The 22297-nt window shown below is 74.6% G+C and carries 21 protein-coding genes; 12 read left to right on the forward strand and 9 right to left on the reverse strand.

Annotated features, from left to right (window positions below; translation table 11 throughout):
• The first annotated feature begins 51 nt into the window (after positions 1-51).
• The 12 genes from ACLQ14_RS11160 to ACLQ14_RS11215 all read left to right on the forward strand — a co-directional run bounded on the left by ACLQ14_RS11160 (position 52) and on the right by ACLQ14_RS11215 (position 12277).
• Entirely contained in the window at positions 52-1344 is a 1293-nt protein-coding gene (locus ACLQ14_RS11160) for an amidohydrolase family protein (RefSeq protein ID WP_425812936.1), read from the forward strand.
• A 44-nt stretch (positions 1345-1388) separates the two neighbouring features.
• Positions 1389-2159, forward strand: coding sequence for an ABC transporter ATP-binding protein (locus ACLQ14_RS11165; protein WP_425812938.1), 771 nt, complete (start codon positions 1389-1391; stop codon positions 2157-2159).
• Positions 2159-3013: an ABC transporter permease gene (locus ACLQ14_RS11170; protein WP_425812940.1), complete on the forward strand. Its 855-nt coding sequence runs from the start codon at positions 2159-2161 to the stop codon at positions 3011-3013. Before ACLQ14_RS11165 ends, ACLQ14_RS11170 begins: the two co-directional genes overlap by 1 nt.
• A 41-nt stretch (positions 3014-3054) precedes the next feature.
• Positions 3055-4260: an ABC transporter substrate-binding protein gene (locus ACLQ14_RS11175; RefSeq protein ID WP_425812942.1), complete on the forward strand. Its 1206-nt coding sequence runs from the start codon at positions 3055-3057 to the stop codon at positions 4258-4260.
• A gap of 5 nt (positions 4261-4265) precedes the next feature.
• Positions 4266-5639 carry an FAD-binding oxidoreductase gene (locus tag ACLQ14_RS11180; RefSeq protein ID WP_425812944.1) on the forward strand — a complete coding sequence of 458 codons (1374 nt, stop codon included), beginning with the start codon at positions 4266-4268 and terminating at the stop codon, positions 5637-5639.
• On the forward strand, positions 5636-6424 hold the full coding sequence (locus ACLQ14_RS11185) for a creatininase family protein (RefSeq protein WP_425812946.1): 789 nt from the start codon (positions 5636-5638) through the stop codon (positions 6422-6424). The genes ACLQ14_RS11180 and ACLQ14_RS11185 overlap by 4 nt, the downstream gene beginning before the upstream one ends.
• On the forward strand, positions 6421-7023 hold the full coding sequence (locus tag ACLQ14_RS11190) for a pyridoxine/pyridoxamine 5'-phosphate oxidase (protein WP_425812948.1): 603 nt from the start codon (positions 6421-6423) through the stop codon (positions 7021-7023). Before ACLQ14_RS11185 ends, ACLQ14_RS11190 begins: the two co-directional genes overlap by 4 nt.
• Positions 7023-8381: an allantoinase AllB gene (gene allB, locus ACLQ14_RS11195; protein ID WP_425813955.1), complete on the forward strand. Its 1359-nt coding sequence runs from the start codon at positions 7023-7025 to the stop codon at positions 8379-8381. Before ACLQ14_RS11190 ends, allB begins: the two co-directional genes overlap by 1 nt.
• A gap of 34 nt (positions 8382-8415) precedes the next feature.
• Positions 8416-9294, forward strand: a complete 879-nt coding sequence (pucL, locus tag ACLQ14_RS11200) for a factor-independent urate hydroxylase (protein ID WP_425812950.1) — start codon at positions 8416-8418, stop codon at positions 9292-9294.
• Between the two features lie 5 nt (positions 9295-9299).
• Positions 9300-9827, forward strand: a complete 528-nt coding sequence (locus ACLQ14_RS11205) for a nucleoside deaminase (RefSeq protein ID WP_425813957.1) — start codon at positions 9300-9302, stop codon at positions 9825-9827.
• Between the two features lie 230 nt (positions 9828-10057).
• Entirely contained in the window at positions 10058-11899 is a 1842-nt protein-coding gene (locus ACLQ14_RS11210; RefSeq protein WP_425812952.1) for a DUF222 domain-containing protein, read from the forward strand.
• Positions 11900-12037: 138 nt separating this feature from the next.
• Entirely contained in the window at positions 12038-12277 is a 240-nt protein-coding gene (locus ACLQ14_RS11215; protein WP_425812954.1) for a hypothetical protein, read from the forward strand.
• A 39-nt stretch (positions 12278-12316) separates the two neighbouring features.
• Here the strand turns inward: ACLQ14_RS11215 and uraD are convergent, their stop codons facing one another.
• From uraD to ACLQ14_RS11260, 9 genes are all read right to left on the reverse strand, one after another.
• Positions 12317-13192 carry a 2-oxo-4-hydroxy-4-carboxy-5-ureidoimidazoline decarboxylase gene (uraD, locus tag ACLQ14_RS11220; RefSeq protein WP_425812956.1) on the reverse strand — a complete coding sequence of 292 codons (876 nt, stop codon included), beginning with the start codon at positions 13190-13192 and terminating at the stop codon, positions 12317-12319.
• The gene (locus ACLQ14_RS11225; RefSeq protein ID WP_425812958.1) at positions 13185-14492 is read right to left on the reverse strand and encodes an allantoate amidohydrolase; all 1308 of its coding nucleotides are present in this window, start codon (positions 14490-14492) and stop codon (positions 13185-13187) included. Before ACLQ14_RS11225 ends, uraD begins: the two co-directional genes overlap by 8 nt.
• A complete protein-coding gene (locus tag ACLQ14_RS11230) occupies positions 14489-15697 on the reverse strand; it encodes a pyridoxal-phosphate-dependent aminotransferase family protein (protein ID WP_425813959.1) in 1209 nt (402 codons plus the stop codon). The genes ACLQ14_RS11225 and ACLQ14_RS11230 overlap by 4 nt, the downstream gene beginning before the upstream one ends.
• A gap of 41 nt (positions 15698-15738) precedes the next feature.
• A complete protein-coding gene (locus ACLQ14_RS11235) occupies positions 15739-17331 on the reverse strand; it encodes an AtzH-like domain-containing protein (RefSeq protein WP_425812960.1) in 1593 nt (530 codons plus the stop codon).
• A 17-nt stretch (positions 17332-17348) separates the two neighbouring features.
• Complete coding sequence (locus tag ACLQ14_RS11240) at positions 17349-18467, reverse strand: acetamidase/formamidase family protein (RefSeq protein WP_425812962.1); 1119 nt, start codon at positions 18465-18467, stop codon at positions 17349-17351.
• On the reverse strand, positions 18464-19084 hold the full coding sequence (locus ACLQ14_RS11245; protein WP_425812964.1) for a TIGR00730 family Rossman fold protein: 621 nt from the start codon (positions 19082-19084) through the stop codon (positions 18464-18466). The genes ACLQ14_RS11240 and ACLQ14_RS11245 overlap by 4 nt, the downstream gene beginning before the upstream one ends.
• 50 nt (positions 19085-19134) lie before the next feature.
• Positions 19135-20103, reverse strand: coding sequence for a PDR/VanB family oxidoreductase (locus ACLQ14_RS11250; protein WP_425812966.1), 969 nt, complete (start codon positions 20101-20103; stop codon positions 19135-19137).
• An 8-nt stretch (positions 20104-20111) separates the two neighbouring features.
• Positions 20112-21185 carry an aromatic ring-hydroxylating oxygenase subunit alpha gene (locus ACLQ14_RS11255; protein WP_425812968.1) on the reverse strand — a complete coding sequence of 358 codons (1074 nt, stop codon included), beginning with the start codon at positions 21183-21185 and terminating at the stop codon, positions 20112-20114.
• Between the two features lie 183 nt (positions 21186-21368).
• Complete coding sequence (locus tag ACLQ14_RS11260) at positions 21369-22259, reverse strand: aldo/keto reductase (protein ID WP_425812970.1); 891 nt, start codon at positions 22257-22259, stop codon at positions 21369-21371.
• Between the last annotated feature and the right edge of the window lie 38 nt (positions 22260-22297).

Here is a 22297-nt window from a genome sequence, read left to right on the forward strand (position 1 = left end):
CCGCCGCGAGGGCGTGGCGGCCGCCCGTGAAGGACCCTCGGAGGACCCGCCGTGACCGATGCGCCGCCTCGCCCCGTCTCCCTGCTGCGCGGCGCCACGCTCCCCGACGGGAGCACCGCGGACGTCGCGATCGCGGGCGGCGTCGTGACCGCCGTCGTGCCGGCCGGGCACGGGGCCGCTGAGGCGGCCGGCGCCGACGGCGAGGTCCTCGACCTGACCGGCTACGTGCTCCTCACCGCGCCCGCCGAGCCGCACGCCCACCTCGACAAGGCGCGCAGCTTCGAGCTCATCGGCCCACCGCTGGGCGACCTCGGCTCCGCGATCGACGCGTGGCGCGAGTACGCCGCGACGATGTCGGTGGAGTCGATCGCCGACCGGGCTCGCGCCCAGGTCCTCGAGATGCTCGCGCTCGGCACCACCGCGATCCGCACCCACGTCGACGTGCTGAGCGGCGACGGCTCCGCGACGGTCGAGGAGGCGACGCGCGGCACCCGTGCGCTGGTCGCGGTCCGCGACGAGCTGGCGCCGCTGGTCGACCTCGAGCTCGTCGCGCTCGCCGGGCCGCTGTGCCCCGACGCGCACGTCGAGGCGGTCCTCGACCTCGGCGTGGACGCCGTCGGGGGCGCGCCGCACCTCGCCGACGACCCGCTCGCCGACCTGGACCGGCTGCTCGCCATCGCGTCGCGCCGCGGCCTGCCCGTCGACCTGCACACCGACGAGAGCCTCGACGGCCCCGTCACCCTCGACGCGTACGCGCGCGCCGTCCGCGACTGGCCGCGCGACCGGCAGTACTCCGCGGGGCACTGCGTCCGGCTGGGGACCCTGCCCGCGGACGAGCGGGACCGGGTCGTGGCGGAGGTCGCGGCGTCGGACCTGGGGATCATCACCCTGCCGATCACGAACCTGTACCTGCAGGGCTGGGACGCTCCGGTCGGCACGCCGCGCGGCCTGACCGCGCTCCGGAGCCTGCTCGACGCCGGCGTGCGCGTCGCCGCCGGGGCCGACAACGTCCGCGACCCGTTCAACCCCGTCGGGCGCGGCGACGCGCTCGAGACGGCGTCGCTGCTCGTCACCGCCGGGCACCTGTCGCCCGCCGAGGCCTACGCCCTCGTGTCCGACGGCGCGCGCAGCGTCCTCGGGCTGCCGGCCGCCGGCCCGCGGCCGGGCGCCCGGGCGGAGCTGCTCGCCGTCCGGGGCGCGAGCCTCGCGGACGTCGTCGCGACGGCGTCCCCCGACCGCGTCGTCATCCACCGCGGGCGCGTCGTCGCCCGCACGACCCTCACCACCACCGTCGCCACCGTCCCCGCTGCCTCGGCCGTCCGCGAGCCGGCGCCCGTCGGATGAGCCTGCCCCGCACCCTCCAGCCCGCGCCCGAGGAAGAGGTACCCGTGTCCACTGCCACCGCACCCGTCACCGAGACGGTCACCAGCACCCTGCTCGACTTCCGCGACGTCGAGATGACGTTCCCCGACGGCACCGTCGCGCTCCGCGGCGTGGACCTCACGGTCGACCGGGGCGAGTTCGTCTCCGTCGTCGGACCGTCCGGCTGCGGCAAGTCGACGCTGCTGCGGATCGCGTCCGGTCTGGAGACCGCGTCCGACGGCGCCGCCCGGGTCGACGCGTCCCGCATCGGCTACGTCTTCCAGGACGCCACGCTCCTGCCCTGGCGGTCCGTGCGGGACAACGTCGAGCTGCTCGCCGAGCTGAACGGGCAGCCCAAGGCCGTGCGCCACGCCAAGGGGGACCGCGCGATCGAGCTCGTGGGCCTCACGGGGTTCGAGAAGCACCTGCCCAAGCAGCTGTCGGGCGGCATGCGGATGCGGACCTCGCTGGCCCGCTCGCTCACCCTCGACCCCGAGCTCTTCCTGTTCGACGAGCCGTTCGGCGCGCTCGACGAGATCACGCGCGAACGCCTCAACGACGAGCTCCTCCGGCTGTTCGTCGAGCAGCGGTTCGCGGGCCTGTTCATCACGCACTCGGTCTCGGAGGCGGTCTACCTCTCGACGAAGGTCGTCGTCATGTCGGGCCGGCCGGGGACGGTCGTGCAGGAGTTCGAGGTGCCGTTCCCGATGCCCCGCGACCCCGACATCCGCTTCACCCCCGAGTTCGCCGAGCTCGTGGGCCAGGTCTCCCGCGCTCTGAGGGAAGGACACCGCTGATGGCCACCACCCTGCAGGAAGTCACCGAGACCCGCGTGGCGCGGGTCGCCGTCCGGCGCTCGCGGAAGCGCACGCCCGTCCAGTGGTGGCAGCCCGTCGTCGTCCTCGCGCTGCTGGTCGGCGTGTGGTCGCTCGTCGCGCTGTACTACGACAAGTCCAAGGGGCTGGCGTTCCTCGTCCCGTACCCGCGGCTCGTGCTCGAGGCGCTCGTCCACGACACGGCCCAGCCGACGTTCAACCAGGAGCTCTGGCAGGCGCTGGGCCGGTCGACGGCGGTCGCGCTGACGGGGCTCGCCATCGCGATCGTCATCGGCGTCGCGTGGGCCGTGCTGATGTCCCAGGCCAAGTGGCTCGAGCGCTCGCTCTACCCCTACGCCGTCGTGCTGCAGTGCGTCCCGATCCTCGCGCTCGTGCCGCTCATCGGCGCCCTGTTCGGGTACGGCTTCCCGTCCCGCGTGATCGTGACCGTGATGATCGCCCTGTTCCCGATGGTGTCGAACACCCTGTTCGGGCTGCAGTCCACCGACAAGGGGCAGCGCGAGCTGTTCCAGCTCCAGGGCGCGGGCCGCGGGACCCGCCTGGCGAAGCTCCAGCTCCCCGCCGCGCTGCCGTCGATCTTCGTGGGCCTCCGGACCTCGGCCGGCCTGTCGGTCATCGGCGCGATCGTCGGCGACCAGTTCTTCCAGCGCGGCAACCCCGGGCTGGGCGTGCTCATCCAGGTGACCGCGTCCCGCCTCATGGGGCCCGAGCTCTACGCGACCATCATCGTCGCCTCGCTGCTCGGCGTCGCCGTCTTCCTCGTCTTCGGGCTCCTCGGCCGTCTCGCCGTGGGCCGTTGGTACGACTTCAGCTGACCCCTCTGCCCCACGTCTGCCCCCACCGAAACGGAGCACCCATGCGCACGAGCACCACGGCCACCCGCATCACCCGCATCGCCGTCGCGTCGTCCGTCACCGCCGCCGTCGTCGCCCTCGCCGGCTGCAGCGGCGGCACCAGCGGCTCGACCACGGGCGCGACGTCGTCCGCGTCCGCCGCCGCGGCCGGTCCCGCCGTCGACCTGTCAGGCGTGTGCCCGGCGACCGTGGTCGCCCAGACCGACTGGAACCCCGAGGCCGACCACGCGCACCTGTACCAGATGCTCGGCCCGAACCCGTCGATCGACACCGAGAAGAAGTCCGTCACGGGCGACCTTTACGCGAACGGCAAGCCTACGGGCGTCAAGCTCGAGATCCGCGCGGGCGGCCCCGCGATCGGGTTCGCGACCACGAGCGCACAGATGTACCAGGACAAGAGCATCACGATCGGCTACGTCTCGACCGACGAGGCCGTCCAGTTCTCCGGCAACCTGCCGACGACGGCGGTGTTCGCCGAGAACGACAAGTCGCCCATGGCCGTCATGTGGGACCCGAAGACCTACCCGGACGTCAAGACGATCGCCGACCTCGGGAAGGCGCTCCAGCAGGACAAGGGCGTCGTCCGGTACTTCAACGGCGCGGCCTACATGACGTACCTGACCGAGAGCGGCATCCTGCCCAAGTCCGTGACCGACGGCAGCTACGACGGGACCCCCGCGAAGTTCGTCACCGCGAAGGGCAAGGACGGCCAGCAGGGCTTCGCGACCGCCGAGCCGTACGTGTACGAGCACGAGGTCGGAGCCTGGTCCAAGCCGCTCGCGTACCAGCTCATCGCCGACACCGGGTGGTCGCCGTACCCCGAGACCATGTCCGTGCGGTCGGGCGACCTGACGAAGCTCACCCCCTGCCTGAAGAAGCTCGTCCCCGTGATGCAGCAGGCCGACGTCGACTACTTCAAGGACCCGGCGCCCACCAACGACCTCATCGTCAAGCTCGTCAACTCGTACAACAACGGCTGGGCGTACGACGCCGAGGTGGGGGCGTTCGCGGCTGAGCAGATGCGCAAGCTCGACATCGCGACGAACGGCGACAACGACTACGTCGGCGACCTCAGCGAGAAGCGCGTCGAGGACTTCATGAAGGTCGCCGTCCCGGTCTTCCAGCAGACCGGCGGCCACGTGAAGTCGGGCCTCAAGGCCGGCGACCTCTACACCAACGAGTTCCTCGACACCTCGATCGGCTTCTGAGGGAGATGACCGTGACTGCAACCATCGAGGCGATCGCCGCGCTGCGTGACGACCTCCTGGCCACGCTCGGCGAACGCGGCGTCAGCGACGACGAGCGCACCCGCGCCCGCGCGTCCGTCGACGAGGCGACCATGAGCCCGATCCTCAGCGAGCAGCTCCCGCTCGGGCTCGCCGACCTCGTCGCCTACCCGACGAGCGCCGACGAGATCGCCCAGGTCGTCGCCGCCGCGAGCCGCCACGGCGTCCCCGTGACCACGCGCGGCAAGGGCACCGGCAACTACGGGCAGGGCATCCCGCTCCGCGGCGGCCTCGTCCTCGACACCACGCGGGCCCGCGCCGTCGTCGAGGTCGGGGACGGCTGGGTCACCGCCGAGGCCGGGGCCTCGATGGTCGCGCTCGAGCAGGCCGCGAACGCGGCGGGGCAGCAGCTGTGGATGTACCCGTCGACGGCGCAGTCCACCGTCGGGGGCTTCCTGTCGGGCGGGTCCGGGGGGACCGGGTCGATCGTGCACGGCTCCAACTGGGAGGGCTTCGTCACTGCCCTCGACGTCGCGCTCCCCGGCGAGGCCGGGCTGCGGCACGTCGAGGACGAGGAGGCCCAGACGTTCGTCCACACCTACGGGACGGCCGGCGTGATCGCCCGGGCGACCGTGCGGCTCGAGCCGCTGCAGGACTGGCGGGCGGTGTACGCGAGCTTCCCCGACCTCGGCGGGGCGCTCGCGGCCGTGCGGTCGCTGCGGGCGCTCGACCCCGCGCCGCGGCTCGTGAGCGCCGACCCGGCGTTCATCACGGACCGGCTCCCGGCCGACCCCGCGATCGTCCGGGGCACGTCCTCGCTGCGGGGCATCATCGACGCCGCGGTGCTGGAGGAGGCGACGGCGCTCGTGGAGGCCGCGGGCGGCGTCGTGACCGACGTCCGGGAGGGCACCCCGCAGACCGTCAAGGTCTCGATGCTCTCCTACAACCACCCGATCTGGTGGCTCAAGAAGAACGAGCCGGACACCGTGTACTTCCACGTCGAGGTCGGCGGAGAGGCGCTGATCGACGCGATCGACGAGGTCCAGGCGGTCTACCCGGGCGGGATGCTGCACATCGAGGCGGCCCACCTGTTCCCGATCGGCATGCTGACCGCCCCGTACACCGGCGCCGACGACGTCTACGCGGGCTACGCCGCGCTGCAGCGCCTCGGGGTCCGGGTGCACAGCCCGCACCAGTACTACGTCGACCACGGCGTCGAGGAGCTCCTCGCGCTCAAGGCGACGACCGACCCGGCCGGGATCCTCAATCCCGGCAAGCTCGGGACGCCCGAGGGGCTCCTCGTCGGGGACGCGACCGCGTCGGCCCAGCCGGCGGCCGCGATCCCGGGGTTCGGCAAGTGACCGGGACGCGCCGCCTCGTCGAGCTCCCGGGTCCCGCGCTCGCCGGGCGCTTCACGAAGGACACGATCGTCGTCCAGCCGACCGGGGCGATCGAGCACCACGGGCCGCACCTGCCGCTCCAGACCGACTACCTGCTCGCCGACGAGATCGGCAACGCCGCGGTCGATGCCGCGGCGGCCGGCGGGCTCGACGTCTGGGCGCTCCCGACGCTCGCGTTCACGAAGTCCGACGAGCACTCCTGGGCGCCCGGGACCGTGTGGCTCGACGCGTCCACGATGTTCGAGACCGTCGTGCAGGTGGGTCGCTCGGTCGCGCTCATGGGCGCGGGGACGCTCGTCTTCGCGAACGGGCACGGCGGCAACGTGGCGCTCCTGCAGGTCGCGCTCCGGGAGATCCGGAGGCTCTACGGCCTGCGGACGTTCCTCATGCCGACCCTGCGGCGCACCGACCCGCCGAACGGCGAGGGCGACGACGAGCGCGGCCTCGGGATCCACGGCGGGGCCGCCGAGACGTCGATCATCCTGCACCTGCGGCCGCACCTCGTGGACCTGACGGTGGCCGAGCGGTGGGTGCCCGAGCACCTCGCCGACCTCGAGCACGTCGGGTTCAACGGCATGCCCGTGAGCTTCGGGTGGCTCTCGGACGACTTCGGGACCCCCGGCGTCGTCGGCGACCCCACCCAGGCGACCGCGGAGTACGGGAAGCTCCTGTGGGACGAGTCCGTCGCCCAGGCGACGGCCGCGCTGCGGGAGATCGCGGCGTTCGACCCGGTGCGGCGCGCATGACAGGGCTTCCCGAGGGACCCGGGACGCTCCCCGCCGACCCCTTCGGGCTGCTGGCGGACTGGCTGCCCTCGCCCGAGAGCGGCGAGACGCCCGTCATGACGCTGTCGACGACCGGCGTCGACGGGTACCCCGACGCGCGGACCGTGCTCCTGTCCCTGTTCGACGGCGAGCGCGTCCACTTCCACTCCGACTCGCGGTCGCGCAAGGCCGTCGAGCTCGGCGTCGACCCGCGCGCGACCGTCACCGTGCTGCAGCCCGACGTCGCCCGCCAGGTCGTGCTGACGGGCGACGTCGCGCCGGTCACCGCCGAGGAGGCGCTCGCGGCCTACCGGCGGCGGCCCCGCTACCTCCAGCTGCTCGCGTGGGTCAACGACGTCGGGACGGCGCAGGCGGGCAGGGACGAGCGCCGGGCCCGCTGGGCGGCGTTCGACGCCGCGCACCCCGGCCCGCTCGACCCGCCGCCGACGTGGCGCGGGTACGCACTCACGCCCGTGCGTGTCGTGCTGTGGGAGGGCGACGACGACGGCCCGAGCACGCGGGTCGCGTACGAGCGCGAGCCGGGTTCGGACACGTGGACGTCCGAGCGGTGGCCGGGCTGATGCCGGGGGACGCGCTGGACCTCGTGATCCGCGGGCGGGTCGTCCTGCCGGACGGCGAGCGCGTCGCGGCCGTCGCGGTCGCGAACGGGACGATCGTCGCCGTCGGGCCTGCCGACGCGCTCTTCGACGCCCGCGACGAGCGTCTCCTGGCACCCGACGAGGTGCTGATCCCGGGGCTCGTCGACACGCACGTGCACGTCAACGAGCCGGGCCGCACCGAGTGGGAGGGCTTCGCGACCGCGACCGCCGCGGCCGCGGCGGGCGGCGTCACGACGATCGTCGACATGCCCCTGAACTCGATCCCGCCCACGCTCTCGCCGGAGGCGCTCGACGTGAAGCGGGCCGCCGCGGAGCGCTCGGCCGTCGTGGACGTGGGCTTCTGGGGCGGCGCGGTGCCGGGGAACCTCGGCCGGCTGCGCGCGCTGCACGAGGCCGGCGTCTTCGGGTTCAAGTGCTTCCTCGCGCCGAGCGGCGTGGACGAGTTCCCGCACCTGGACCGCCCGCAGCTCGACGCCGCGCTCGACGAGCTCGCGGAGTTCGACGGCCTGCTGATCGTGCACGCCGAGGACCCGGACGCCCTGCACCACGGCTACCGCGGCGGGCGCGGCTACGCGGGCTACGTGGCGTCGCGGCCCGACGCCGCGGAGGTCGCCGCCGTCGAGCACGTCGTCGAGGGTGTCCGCCGCACGGGCGGCCGCGCGCACGTGCTGCACGTATCCAGCGCGCAGGTGCTGCCCGTGCTCCGGGCCGCCAAGGCCGAGGGCCTGCGGATCACCGCCGAGACCTGCCCGCACTACCTCGCGCTCGACTCCGCCGACGTCCCCGACGGCGCGACCCGGTTCAAGTGCGCCCCGCCGATCCGCGACGCCCGCAACCAGGACCTGCTCTGGGAGGCGCTCGACGACGGCACGATCGACCTCGTCGTGACCGACCACTCGCCGTCGACCGTCGAGCTCAAGACCGCCGGCGACGGCGACTTCGGGCTCGCCTGGGGCGGGATCGCGGGGCTCCAGCTCGGGCTCGCGGCGGTGTGGACCCAGGCCGCGCGCCGGGGGGTCCCGCTGGAGCGCGTCGTCGGCTGGATGGCGTCCGCGACGGCCCGGTTCGCGGGGCTCGACGACCGCGGCTCGATCGCTCCCGGGCTGCGTGCCGACCTGGCCGTGCTCGCGCCGGACGCCGAGCTCCTGGTCGACGCCGCCCGCCTCGAGCACCGCAACCCCGTCTCCGCGTACGACGGCGCCCGGCTGCGCGGCGTCGTGCGCGAGACCTGGCTGGCGGGCGTGCCCGTCGCCCGCGGTGTGCCGCGCGGCGAGCTGCTGGCCCGGCGCGACCCCGTGCCCGCGGTGCCCGTCCCCTGACCCCTTCGTCCCCGTCCACCCGAGAGGACCCCCCATGGCCTACACGCTCACGAGCCACCAGTACGGCAAGGCCGAGAACCACATCGTGCGGATCTACCGCGACACCCCGCGGCACGAGATCCGCGACCTGACGGTCACCACGGCCATGCGCGGCGCGTTCGACGACGCGTACCTCACCGGCGACCAGTCGAAGGTGCTGCCCACCGACTCGCAGAAGAACACCGCGTTCGTCTACGCCAAGCAGCACGGTGGCGGGACTGTCGAGGAGTACGGCGTCGCGCTCGCGAAGCACTTCGTCGACGACGTCGAGCCGATCCACGGGGCGCGCGTCGACGTCGTCGTGGACGACTGGGAGCGGGTCGTCGTCGACGGAGAGGAGCACGACCACACCTGGGTGCGCCGCGGCCCCGAGAACCGGACGGTCACGGTGACCGTCGACGGGAAGGGCGCGGGCGACGGCGAGCCGCAGACCGTCCGCGTGGGCGGGGGCATCCGCGACCTCGTGATCCTCAAGTCGACCGGGAGCGAGTTCCACGACTTCCTGACCGACGGCTTCACCACGCTCGAGGAGACCAAGGACCGGATCCTCGCGACCGCGATCGACGCGACGTGGGAGTTCGCGACCGCTCCCGCCGACTGGGACGCGGCGTACGCGGCCGTGCGTGCCGCCGTCGTCGGGACGTTCGCGACCCTGCACTCGCTCGCGCTGCAGCAGACGCTGTGGCACATCGGCGGCGCCGTCCTCGACGCCGTGCCGGAGGTCGCGTCGATCTCGCTCTCCGCGCCCAACAAGCACCACTTCCTCTACGACTTCTCGCGCTACGACCTGGAGCCCGGCGTCGAGAACGCCGGCGAGGTGTTCCACGCCGCCGACCGCCCGTACGGTCTGATCGAGGCCACGGTGACCCGGTGACCGCGGTGCAGGAGCCGGCGCCCGCCGCCGGGACCGCGCCCGCCGGGGTCCGGGAGTGGCCCGCCGACGACGAGGCCTGGCTCGCGCGGACCGTCGAGCTCGCCGTCGCGAACGTCACGGCCGGGGGCGGGCCGTTCGGGGCCGTCGTCGTGCGGGCGGGGCTGCTCGTCGCGGAGGGTGCCAACAGCGTGACCCGCGACAACGACCCGACCGCGCACGCCGAGGTCAACGCGGTTCGCGCCGCCGGCCGGGCGCTCGGGACCTTCGACCTGGGCGGCACGACGCTCTACAGCTCGTGCGAGCCGTGCCCGCTGTGTCTCTCCGCCGCCCTGTGGGCGCGCGTCGACCGCGTCGTGTTCGCCGCCGACCGCAACGACGCCGCGCTCGCCGGGTTCGACGACGACGAGTTCTATGCGCGGTGGGCCACCGACCGCGCGACGTGGCCGAGCCCGCGCGTCGCCTCGCAGCGCATCGCGACCGCGACCCTGCCCTTCGAGCGGTGGAGCGTGCACGCGGCCCGCGTCGAGTACTGAGGCTCCGGCTTGGCGATGGCGACGCCGCGTTCGCCGATGGTGACGCCTGTTCGCCGATGGTGACGCCGCGTTCGCCGATGGTGGCGTCGGTCGTCGGGCGTCGAGCCCAGACGCGTGCGGACTGCGCGGCTTGCGCGGGTCGCGGGGTGGGCGCGGGCGCGAAAAGTCGTCGTCCACAGGCCGGGTCGAGGGGTGGCGGTGGCACGGTCCGAACCGGTAGAATCGAACACGTGTTCGAGTCCGGGGATGTGTTCGAGGGTGGCGGGGTGGCCGACGACGGCGCCGCTGCGGCTCGTGGGCGCGCCCTGGTCGGCGATGAGGTGCGGGACGGTGTGTCGCTCCTGGAGGTCGGGTTCGCGAGCCTGGTGGCGGGGGTGCTCGACGTCGGTCGGGCGGACTGGGGTCGCCACGGGTCTTGCCCGGTCGACAGTGGTGAGGATGACGCCGGTCAAGCCGACCGTGAGGTGGACGCCGGCCCGGTCAAGGGCGGTGGCGGCGACGCCGGTCAGGCCGACCGTGAGGTGGACGCCGGTCCGGGCGACGGCGTGAAGGGCGCGGACGGCGCCGGCTTGGGCGGGCTTGACGCGGTGGTCCTTGCGAAGGCTGCCGGCTTGGTGGGTGCTGACCTGTCGGGGGCGAGCGATGACGTCCTGGTGGATGCGGTGGTCGCGTGGCAGCACGTGGTGTCGTGGGCGGTGGCGGCGCAGGCCCGGGTCGTGGACGAGCTGGTCGCGCGGTCGGGCGGGTCCTCGCGGGCCGTCGAGGGTGTGACGCACGAGCTGTCTGCGGCGTTGGTGTCCTCGCGGCATGCTGCGGGGGCCCTGGTCGGGCGGGCGGTGGGCCTGGGGCAGGTTCCCGCGGTCGCTGATGCGCTGACTGATGGTCGGATCGATGTCGCTCGGGCGGACGCGTTGCTCGCGGGTGGGACGGTCCCGGTGGGGGTGCGGGACCGGGTCGCGACCGAACTCGTGGGCACGGCGGAGGTGCCGGGGCCGGCGTCGGGGCTCACGCCCCGCCAGCTGCGGGACCGGTTGCGGCGGGCCGCGATCGAGGCGGACCCGGGTGGTTCCGCGGTCAGGGCCGAGAAGGCGGCCACGGAGCGGGGCGTGTGGATCGATCCCGCGCCCGATCAGATGGCGTGGTTGACGGCGTTGCTGCCGGCTGCGGACGCGGCCCGGGTGTGGGCACGGGTGGACGAGACCGCCCGGCGCGGTGTGCGCCTGCCGGGGGAGGCACGCACGCTCGGGCAGCTGCGCGCGGACGCGTTGACCGACCTGGTGACCACCCGAGAGGCCTCGACGACGACCGGCCCCACGACGACCGGTTCCGCGGCGACGGGTTCCGCGGCGGCCGGTGGATCTTCGGTCAGTGTGGTGGGTGCGGTGGTGAACGTGACGGTGTCGGCCACCACGCTCCTGGGCCTGGACGACGCGCCGGCGCTGCTGGGTGGGTACGGGCCGGTCCCGGCGGCGGTCGCCCGGGTGCTCGCGGCGGGCGGTGACGCGACGTGGCGCCGGATCGTGACGGACCCGGTCACCGGGGCCGCGACCGACGTCTCACGCACCGGCTACCGTCCGGGCGTGGTGCTCGGGGACCTGGTGCGCACCAGGGACCCGGTGTGCACGTTCCCGGGCTGCCACGTGCCCGCGGCCCGGTGCGACCTGGACCATGTCGACCCGTTCGACCCGGCACGAGACACGAGAGGGCAGACCCGTGCGTCGAACCTGCACCCCGTGTGCCGGGCACACCACAACGCCAAGACCCACGGCGGATGGTCGACCCGCGCCGGCGGGGACGCCGGCGGTGGCGACAGCGGTGGTGGTGACGGGACGATCGTCTGGACGTCCCCGACCGGGCGCGAGTACGTCGTCCCGCCGAACCCGACCGATCCGAGTCGCCCACCCGGTGCTGTGACCAGACGCACCGCGAGCGCAGGGTCCGGGGGTGCAGGTTCGGAGCGCACGGGCGCGCCATCGGCAGGTCCGACTCCGTCCGGGCCGGGAGGAGTAGGCCCGACGGGCGTCGGGCTGACAGCGTCAACGCCGAAGGATCCTGACGACCCTCCGTTCTGATCCCGCGCTGGTCTGACCGCGTGCTGTTCTGACCGCGTGCTGTGCTGGCCGAGCGGTGTGCTGACTGCACGATGGTGATGGTGTGCGATGACGCGTGTGCCGTCCGCTGGGTCGCGCGCGACGCTACGATCGCTCCCCATGGAGCGCCCCGCGGACGCCGGCCTGATCGCCCGAGTGGCGTGGGCCATCCTCGGTGTGGTCATCGCGCTCGTCACGGTGGTCGTCGGCGGATGGAAGACCGGGAGCTGCGCCAGCGAGGCGGGCGGCTCGGTGGAGGAGTGCGGCTCGTCGTCGCCCCTCGGCGTGTACGTCTACGTGGTCGTCGCCCTCGGTGGAGCGTCGGCGATCTATTGCCTGTACCGGGCGCTGCGGCGCTGAACGGCAGCCCCGGCTGAGCGTCAGTCCTCTCCTGGACGGTCAGCTTCCGCGGTAGGTCGAGTAGCCGAACGGGCTGAGCAGCAGCGGGACGTGCAGGTGCTCGTCGTCCGGCCCGACGACGAACGTCACCGTGACCTCGGGGAAGAACACCTCGCCACCTCCGCTCTCGTCGGGGGGCTCCACGGCCTCGGCCAGGTAGGCCTCGGTGTCGAAGACCAGCCGGCATCGGCCGGGCGCGACGGCGTTCGGCTCGAACGATCGCACCCGGCCGTCGTCGTCGGTGACCCCCGAGCCGAGCTCCTGCCACGTCCCGTCGACGAGCGCCTCGAGGCGGACCGGGATGCCCGCCGCCGGGCGGCCCGCGGCGGTGTCGAGCACGTGCGTCGTCACGAGGCTGGGCGCCGGCGGCGCGGGCACGGGCGCGGCGTCGGCGGCAAACGTCGCCCGGAGCCGCAGCGCCATGATCTCCCGCAGCTGCTCGGCGACGACCGCGCGCTCCTGATCGTCGTCGAGCGCGAGCCGACGGTCGAGCTCGGCGAGGATCTCGGCCCGCGTGCGGCCCGCGGCGCGGATGAGGAACACCCGCCCGAACCGCCCCTCGTACGCCCGGTTGCCCTCCGCGAGCCGGGCGGCGAGGGCCGGGTCGCCCGCGTCCGACGACGCCTGCTCCGTCCGCGAGAACCGCGCCTCCGCCTCGCCGTGCTCCGCGGACGGACGCTCGCCGATGCGGGGGTGCGCGGCCAGGGCCTCGTCAAGCTCGGCATCGGTGAGCGGCGTCGCCGCGGCGGTCGCGGCCTCGACGAGCGCGTCGACGGAGTCGTATGGCGCGCCCGCGAGGACGTCGTCGGCCCAGCGTCGAACCGCGAGCGCGGGCAGCAGGGCGTCGCGCATCGCGGCCGCGGTGAGCCTAGCCACGGCTGGCCCCAACCGCGGCCCCGGTGTCGGCCCCGACCGCGGTGTGGGCCCCGACCGCGGTACCAGCCCCGACCTCGACACTCCCGGCCAGGGCGGCAACCGTCGCCGCGAACGCGTCGAGCGCGACGGCGACGTCGGCCTCGGTGACGATCTCGTCGGGGCTGTGGCTCACGCCGCCGTTCCCGTTGCGCACGAACAGCATCCCGACCGGCGCGACCCCCGCAACGACCATCGCGTCGTGGCCCGCCCGCGACCACAGCGTCGGGGGTTCGGGCACGCCCGCCGCGTGGGCTCCCGCGCGGACGGCGTCCTGCAGCCAGGGTGCGCACGCGACGGCGTCGGCGCGGTAGGTCTCGGTGGCGGCGAAGGCCAGCGACCGGTCGCTGGCGATCCGTTCGGCGGCGGCCTCGATCCGGTCCCACGCGGCGTCGCGGGGGGCGTCGTCCTCGGCGCGCAGGTCGAGGCTGAGCTCGACGAGCCCGGGCACCACGTTGACCCCGCCGGGGAAGGCCTGCAGCCGCCCGACCGTCGCGACCACGCCCGACGACCGCCCGATCCGCTCCACCTCGACGACGAGCTCCGCCGCCCCGACGAGCGCGTCCCGCCGCCGCTGGTACGGCGTGCCCCCGGCGTGCCCGGCGCGGCCCGTCATGGTGAGCGCGAACCGTCGCGCCCCCGCGATCGACGAGACGACCGCGAGCGGCACGTCCGCGTCCTCGAGGTACGGGCCCTGCTCGATGTGCGCCTCGAGGTAGGCGACGAGCGAGCCCGGCACGCGGGCCGCCTCGCCCACGCAGGCCGGGTCGAGGCCGTAGGCGCGGAACGCGTCGGCCAGGGTGACGCCGCCGTCGTCGGTGAAGCCCCACCAGTCCTCGACCCAGGACCCGGCGAGCGCGCGGCTGCCGCTCAACGCACTGCCGAACCGCGTGCCCTCCTCGTCCGAGAACGCGACGACCTCGAGCGCGAACGGCAGCTCGCCGGCCCGCACGCCCCGCGCGACCTCGATCGCGAGCAGGACGCCGAGGGGCCCGTCGTACCGGCCGGCGTCGGGCACGGTGTCGATGTGGGACCCGAGCAGCACGGCCGGGAGGCCGGGGCTGACGCCCTCGATCCGGCCGCACACGTTGCCCGCGGCGTCCTCGTGGACGGCGAGGCCGGCGTCGCGCATCCACGAAGCGACGAGATCCGCGGCCCTGCAGTGCTCGGGGGTGAAGTGGGTGCGCTCGAGCGCGTCGGGCCGGGCGCTGATCGCGCCCAGCTCGTCGGCGCGCGCCATGATCCGCGCGGCGGCGTCGGTCATGCCGCGACCTCCTCGCCGGTGGATTCATACCGCTCGAGCGCCGCCCCGACGCCCGCGCCCCCGGTGACCCGGACGCCGCCCGCGCGCAGGACGTGCTCGAGCGCGGCGAGCGTCGTGAGCACGGTGTCGCGGCGCGCGTTGTAGCCCATGACCCCGACCCGCCAGATCCGCCCGTGCAGCGGACCGAACGACGTCCCGATCTCGATCCCGAAGTCGCGCAGCAGCGCGGCACGCGCGGCCTCGCCGTCGATCCCGTCGGGGATCTCGACGCCGACCACGTTGTTCATCCGGTGGGCCTGGTCGCCGAACAGGGTGAGCCCGAGCCCCTGCAGCCCCGCGACCATCGCGGACCCGTGCAGCGCGTGCCGCGCCACCGCAGCGTCCATGCCCTCCTCGGCCAGCAGCCGCGCGCACTCGCGGGCCGCGTACAGCATCGACGTCGCCTCGGTGTGGTGGTTGAGCCGCTGCGGCCCCCAGTACGCGAGGATCTGGCCGAGGTCGAGATAGTTGGAGCGGATCCGGTCGCCGCCGCGGGCGAGGTCGTCGTCGGGGTCGTCGCGCAGCCCGGCCTCGACGCTCGTGCGTCGGGAGACGACCTCGACCGCCCGGTCCGAGAGGCTCACGGGCGAGGACCCCGACGGCCCCGCCAGGCACTTCTGCAGCCCGGCCGTCGCGGCGTCGACGCCCCACTCGTCCATCGCGAACGCGTTGCCGCCGAGCGACGCCGTGACGTCCGTGTAGAGCAGCACGCCACGCTCGCGGCAGACGGCGCCGATCTCCGCGAGCGGCTGCGCGACCGTCGTCGAGGTGTCGCCGTGGACGAGCGCCAGGAGAGTTGGGCGGACGTCGTCGAGGGCCGCGACGAGCTCCTCGGTCGTGAAGACCGTGCCCCACTCGCGCTCGACCACGTGGACCTCGGCCCCGGCCCGCTCGGCGATCTCACGCAGCAGGTGACCGAACCGCCCGAACACCGGCACGAGCACCCGGTCGCCCGGCGAGACGAGCGAGACGAGCGCCGCCTCGATCCCGGCCCGCGACGTGCCGTCGACGAGCAGCGTCGCCTGGTTCGCCGTGCGGAAGACCGTGCGGTAGAGCTCCTGCGTCTGCGCCATGTACTGGGTCATGACGGGGTCGTACTGCCCGACGAGCGCCGACGACATCGCCCGCAGCACGCGCGGGTCCGCGTCGATGGGTCCCGGGCCCATCAGCAGGCGGCGCGGCGGGTCGATTGGCAGGACGGGTGCGCTCACGGGCGAGCCTCTCGGGTCGGTGGGTTCGCAGGGCGGAGGACCGCGGCGACCTGCCGGGCCAGCGCGAGGGTAGCGAGGTCGCCGTCGCGCTCGCCGACGAGGCCGAGCCCCAGCGGCGCGCCGTCGACGGTCATGACGGGGGCCGAGACCGCCGGGCGGCCGGTGATGCCGGCGAGGCACGTCAGCCGCAGCGTGGCGGCCCGGCTGGCCTCGACCTCGGCCGTCGGCGCCGTGGCCTCGGGTGCGGTCGACGACGCCGAGGGGAGCAGGAGGACCCGGCCGCCGGCGCGGGCCTCGATCCGCGCCCGCGCCGCCGCGACCTCCGCCGCCGCGCCCGCGGACTCGTCCGCCGTGATGCGCGACGCCGTCGCGAACCGGGCGGCCACGTCTGCGCCGAGCGCGCCCGGGTGGGCGGTGATCCACGCGCCGTGCTGCCGCCACGCCTCGGCGGCCTGCGTCACGCGGAACGCCTCGTACAGGTCCCGGAGGTCGCCCACGTCGACCGTCCCGTCGACCTCGACGCCCGCGGCGACCAGGGCGTCCACGGTCCGGGCGAAGACGTCGGCCACCGGCCCCCCGAGGCCGGCGGAGGCGAGGTCGACCACGGCGAGCCGACCGGCGCCGGCTCGCTGCGGGGCGCCCGCGAGGCCGACGCAGGCCGCGTCGAGCAGCGTTGCGGCGTCGCGCGCGAGCCACCCCACCGTGTCGTAGCTCGGCGCGAGGGGGACCAGGCCGTCGCGGGGCACCGCGCCGTGCGTCGTGCGCAGGCCCCACAGCCCCTGGTACGACGCGGGCACGCGGACCGAGCCGGCGGTGTCCGTCGCGAGCCCGACGTCCGCCTGCCCGAGGGCGACGGCCGTCGCGGGCCCGCTCGACGAGCCGCCCGGCAGCCCGCCCGGCACGGCCGGGTTGGGGGGCGTGCCGTAGTGCGGGTTGCGGCCGGCGACGCTGTACGCGAGCTCGTCGGTCCGCGCGATCCCGACGACGCTCGCGCCCGCGTCGAGGAGCGCCTGGACGGCCGGGGCGTGCGCGGGCTCGGGCGAGCGACCGGCGAGGAACGCTGGCACGCCCGCGCCGATCGGGTGCCCGGCGACGGCGAACAGGTCCTTGACCGCGACCCGACGGCCGCGCAGGGGACCGGAGGGCGCGCCGTCCACGAGCGGCGTCCCGGCGACGCGCCACACGCTCGCGTCGAGCGCGGCCGGCGCGGTGTGGCTGACGTGCGCGGCCGTGACCTGCCAGCCCGCGGGGCCGCGCCGCCACAGCTGCGTCTGCTGCCCGACGCCGCCCGCGTCGTTCCGGGTCACGGCCACGACGAGCGCGGCGTCGTCGCCGGCGCGCCGCACGTGCACCCGCGCGATCGTGCGCGACGGCGCGCCGCCCCGGGCGGCACGGTACGCGGCGATGCGGTCGTGGCCGACGAGCAGACCCGCGGCGTCGCCCCGCAGCGTGTCCGGGCCCGGCGCGAAGAGCCGGTCGAGCGCGGGCAGGTCGTCCGTCATGAGCGCTGCCTCGTACGCCCAGAACGCGTCGAGCAGGCCGTCGGGGGCCGGGTCGCCGGCGACCAGGGGAGAGGGCGGGGGAGCCACGGGGTCGAGCGTATCCGTCACGCCACGTCCGCCTTCGAGATGCGCGCGTGCACGCCCTTGACGCGGTCGACGACCTGCGAGATGTCGAAGTCCGTGGCCGCGCTCAGGTAGGCGAGGGCGTGCGCCCGGTCGAAGCCGTAGCGCGCCGTGAGCAGAGCGATCGCGTGCCGGACGCACTCGCGCACCGCCTCGTCGAGGTCCTCGTCGAGCCCCGTCGGCACGAGGTGCTCCGCGGTCTCGACGAGCGGGCCCGTGAGGTCGCCGAACCGCTCCGCCGCGACCGCGGCCGGCACGACGTCGAAGCGCACGGTCGCGCGGAGCGAGCCCTCGACGGCGGTCAGCGCGACCTCGCCGTCGCCCTGCGCGAAGTGCGGGTCGCCCACGTAGGCGAGCGCGCCCGGCACCTGGACGGGCAGGTGGAGGGCCGCGCCCACGGTGAGCAGGCGGATGTCGATGTTGCCGCCGTGCGGGCCCGGGGGGACCGAGTGCGCGCGCTCGCCGGTCGCCGTCGCGACACCCATGATCCCGAGGAACGGCGCGGCGCGGAACGCGACGGTCCGGGACCCCGCGGCGTCGCGCGGCATGCTGAGGCTGTACCCGCCCGCGGGATCCTGGGTGAGCCGCGTGAAGACGCTGACGGTCCCCGGCCCCTCCGGGAGCTCGCCCGGGAGCGCGCCGCGGCCGTGCCGGTTCGAGACGACGCCGTAGCCGACGCGCGGCAGCGTCTCCAGGACGGTCATGGTGAGGACGTCGCCCGGCATCGCGCCGCGCACGGCGATCGGGCCGGTCACGACGTGCGGGCCGTCGTCGTCCGCGTCCCGCTCGCGGTCCAGGGCGGCGAGGGCCACCCCGTCGGCGAGCACGTCCTCGGGCGCGACCCCGTGCCCCGCGAAGAACGCCAGCGGGTCGCGGCCCTGGTCCTCGAGCAGGCCCTCGTGGCTGAGCGTGTCGATGGTGACGGTGGCGCCGTCGTCGACGGTGAGGACCGGGGCGTCGGACGCGCAGGGGAGCCGGCCCCACAGGACGTGCGCGGGCTCGGCGCTCAGGTACGCGGCCGAGCGGCCGGGGCCCTCGCCCGGCTGGAGCGTCGGGACGACGCCGGCGCGCGCGTCCGCCGTCAGTGTGCCGGCGCTCACGGGCGCACCGCCGCGGCGAGCCGGTCGGCCATCTCGGCGCCCGGCGACGCGAGCGCCCGGGGCGGCGGGCTGTACGCGCGCAGGCGCTCGAGCGCGTCGTCGACCTCGTCCGCGACGACGAGCATGTCGACGTAGCGGGGGTGCGTGAAGCCGCGGTCGCGCATGCCCGCGACGAACGCGAGCAGCGGGTCGAAGTAGCCGCCCACGTTGAGCACGCCGCACGGCTTCTCGTGCAGTCCGAGCTGCGCCCACGTCCACTGCTCGGTGAGCTCCTCGAGCGTGCCGGGTCCGCCGGGCAGGGCGAGGAAGCCGTCGGCGCGCTCGGACATGATCGTCTTGCGCTCGTGCATGCTGTCGACGAGGACGAGCTCGGTGAGCTTCTCGTGCACCGCCTCGCGCGCCTGGAGGGCCGCCGGGATGACGCCGGTGACGCGCGCTCCCGCCCGCAGCGCGGCGTCGGCGACGGCGCCCATGAGGCCCACGTGGCCACCCCCGTAGACGAGGTCCATGCCGTGCCGGCCGAGCGCGCGGCCGACCTCGACCGCGGCCGCGAGGTAGAGCGGGTCGTGCCCGGGCGCGGAGCCGCAGAACACCGTCAGGGTGAAGCGTGGCGTCATGAGGGCCTTCTCTCGGTCGGGCGAACGGTCGGGTCGGTCGACGACACCGGTCAGACGGCCAGGGTCAGGGTGGGGGTCAGCGAGCGCGAGCAGCACACGTTGACCTGCGTGTTCGCGGCGTGCTCGGCGGGCGTCTGCACCTCGTCGCGGTGGTCGGGGAAGCCGTCGACGACGCCGGTCAGGCACGAACCGCAGATGCCCTGCTCGCACGAGAGGAACACCTCGTAGCCGTGGCGCTGGAGCACCTCGGCGACGGTCTCGTCCTCGCCGACGTCCATCCGCCGGCCCGTCGACGCGGCGACGACGGTGAACGCCTCGCCGCCGGTCTCGACCGGCGCCGACCGCTCGAAGCGCTCGACGTGGACGTCGGCGCGCGGCCACCCGAGCGCGGACGCGCACGCCGTCGCCGACGCGACCATGCCGAGGGGGCCGCACACGTACAGCGCGACACCCGGCCGCGGGCGCGGGACGACGGCGGGCGCGTTCCCGCGGAAGCTGTCGCCGTACGCGCTGAAGTGCGTGACGACGCGGTCGCGCCAGGGCCGCGTGGCCAGGTGCGCGCCCAGCGGGAGTGTCGCGGCCGACGGCGAGTAGACGTGCAGCTCGAACGACCGGCCCTCGCGGTGGAGCCGCTCGGCCATCGCGACCAGCGGCGTGAGCCCGATGCCACCCGCGACGAGGACGCTGTGCTCGGCGTCGGGGTCGAGCGCGAAGGTGGTGCGCGGCGCCGAGACCTGCAGCCGGTCGCCCGGCCGGACCGTGTCGTGGACCGCCGCCGACCCGCCCCGCCCGTCCCGCTCGCGCAGGACGGCGACGAGGTACGACGACGCGTCGTCGTCGCTGCCGAGGAGGGAGTACTGCCGCACGAACCCCCCGACGTGGACGTCGACGTGCGCGCCGGCCGTGAAGGGCGGCAGGGTTGCGGCCGCGTCGGCGGGTCCCAGCTCGATCAGGACGACGCGGTCGCCCGCCGGCTCGACACGGCGGACGACGACGTCGAGCGGACGGGGCGCGCTCATACCCGCGCTCATGCCGTGAAGAACGCGGTCAGGCCGATGTCCCGCAGCGCACGCCGATAGGCGATGGAGGAGCGGTCGGCGGGGATGTGGACCTCGAGCTTCGGGTCGAGCGGCAGGTTCTCGGGCTTCTGGTTCTCCACCATGGCGCGGTCCTCCTCGAAGACCTGCCGGTTGAAGTCGTAGACGTCCTGGACCGGCTGGTCGGTGTCGAAGTTGCGGCACCGCGCGTCGAACAGCCGCGTCTTGCGCGCCGAGACCGGGGAGGCGGCGTTCATCATGCTGAGCCGGCCGCCGCCCGGGAAGTGCACCACGAGGCTCGCGGTGAACGGGACGTGCAGCCGGTAGTGCCGCAGCCACAGGAACCCGTCGGGGATGTCCGCCTCCACACCGACGGGGATGTTGCCCATGTTCGACCAGTACTCGGTCTCGAACCCGTCCGCCGTCGAGACCGGCGTGTAGTCCGGGACGACAGGGTTGCTCGAGTCCGCGAACGACTTGTCGTGGACGAACGCGAAGTGCGCGACGTCGATGAAACCCTCGACCTGCCGGCCCGCGAACGCCTCGATGTCGATCCACGGGCAGTTGATCTGCTGGAAGCCGGCGTCGTCCCAGTGGGGGACCGGCGGGATCGCGGGCTCGTCGCCGGGCTTGGCCGCGAGGCACGCCCAGACCAGGCCGTACCGCTCGACGGCGCCGTACGAGCGCAGGTGCATGCGCTCGGGGATCTTGTCGTCCGGGTGGGCGGGGATCGACGTGCACCGGCCTGCCGCCCCGAACCGCAGCCCGTGGTACGGGCACTTGATGCCCTGCCCGTCGCGCTGGTCCTCGCCGAGGCTGAGCATCATGCCGCGGTGGGTGCACAGGTTGTCGGCGACGACGACCTCGCCCTCGAACCGGTAGACGACGAGCGGCACGTCGAGCAGCGTCGCGCCCAGCGGCCCCTCCGTGACCTCGTCGCTCTTGGCGACGGGGTACCAGTAGCGCGCGATCACCTGCCAGTCGTCGGGGTCGAACGTGAGGTTGCGGGGCAGGGGGAGCGGTGCGGGGGCGGTGGTCGGCGCGTCAGGGGTCAGCAGGGACACGGGGGCTCCTTCGGGGACGTCGAGCGGGCGGTGAAGGGTGAGGCGGCGCGGAGGCTGCCGGTGCTTCAGGCGCTCGGATGCCCGTGGGCGATGGTGCCGCGGTTCCAGCAGGAGGGGCCGTGCGTGGGATTCATGCGGGCTCGCCTCCTCGTCCGGTCCGGGTGTGACCCGTTGACGGCGACGCTAGCGAGTGCCTGTTTCGGCCCGGTTACGCCACGGTGTCCACCCGTCGAGGCGGGCGAGCTCCGCGGCCGTCAGCTCCAGCGTCGACGCCGCGACGTTCTCGGTCAGGTGCCGGACCACGGTCGTCCCGGGGATCGGCAGCACGTGGTCGCCCCGGCTCAGCAGCCACGCGAGCTGGACCTGGGTGACGGTCGCCCCGGTCTCGTCGGCGACCGACTTGAGCGGCGACCCGTCGACCTCGTCGCCGGGAGACACGGGGAAGAACGGCACGAACGCGATGCCCAGCTCGGCCGCTCGCCGGAGCACGGGGTCGTGGTCGCGCGCCGCGTAGTTGTAGAGGTTCTGGACCGCGGCCACCGGCGTCACGGCGTGGGCTCGCTCGAGCGTGTCGGCGTCCACCTCGGACACACCGACACGCTGGACCTTGCCCTCCTCCTGCGCCGTCCTCAGCGCGCCCACCTGGTCCTCGAGCGGGACGTCGGGGTCGACCCGGTGCAGGTAGACGAGGTCGAGGCTGTCGGTCCCGAGGCGCCGCAGGCTCTGCTCGACCTGCTGACGCAGGGCGGCGGGACGGCCCACCGGGACCCACTCGGCCGGGCTCGGCCGGGCGACGCCGACCTTGGTCGCGACGGTGACGTCGGCGCCCCGGAGCGCCTCCGCGAGGAGCCGCTCGCCCTCGCCGAGCGCGTAGGCCGCGGCGGTGTCGAAGTGGTCGACGCCGAGGTCGACGGCTCGGCGCACGAGCGCGATGAGGTCGTCCCGGTCCGTCGGCGGCCCCCAGATCGGGGCGGTGTCCCCGTTGCGCCGCCCGGGAGCGTCGGCGAAGCGCATGGTGCCGAGCCCGATGCGGGAGACGGGAAGTGCGGTGCTCACTACGGTGTTCGTGGTCATGACGACGACGGTAGGAACTGACACCGGTGTGAGGGGCA

The sequence above is a fragment of the Luteimicrobium sp. DT211 genome, from assembly GCF_049844995.1.
GTDB lineage: Bacteria > Actinomycetota > Actinomycetes > Actinomycetales > Cellulomonadaceae > Luteimicrobium.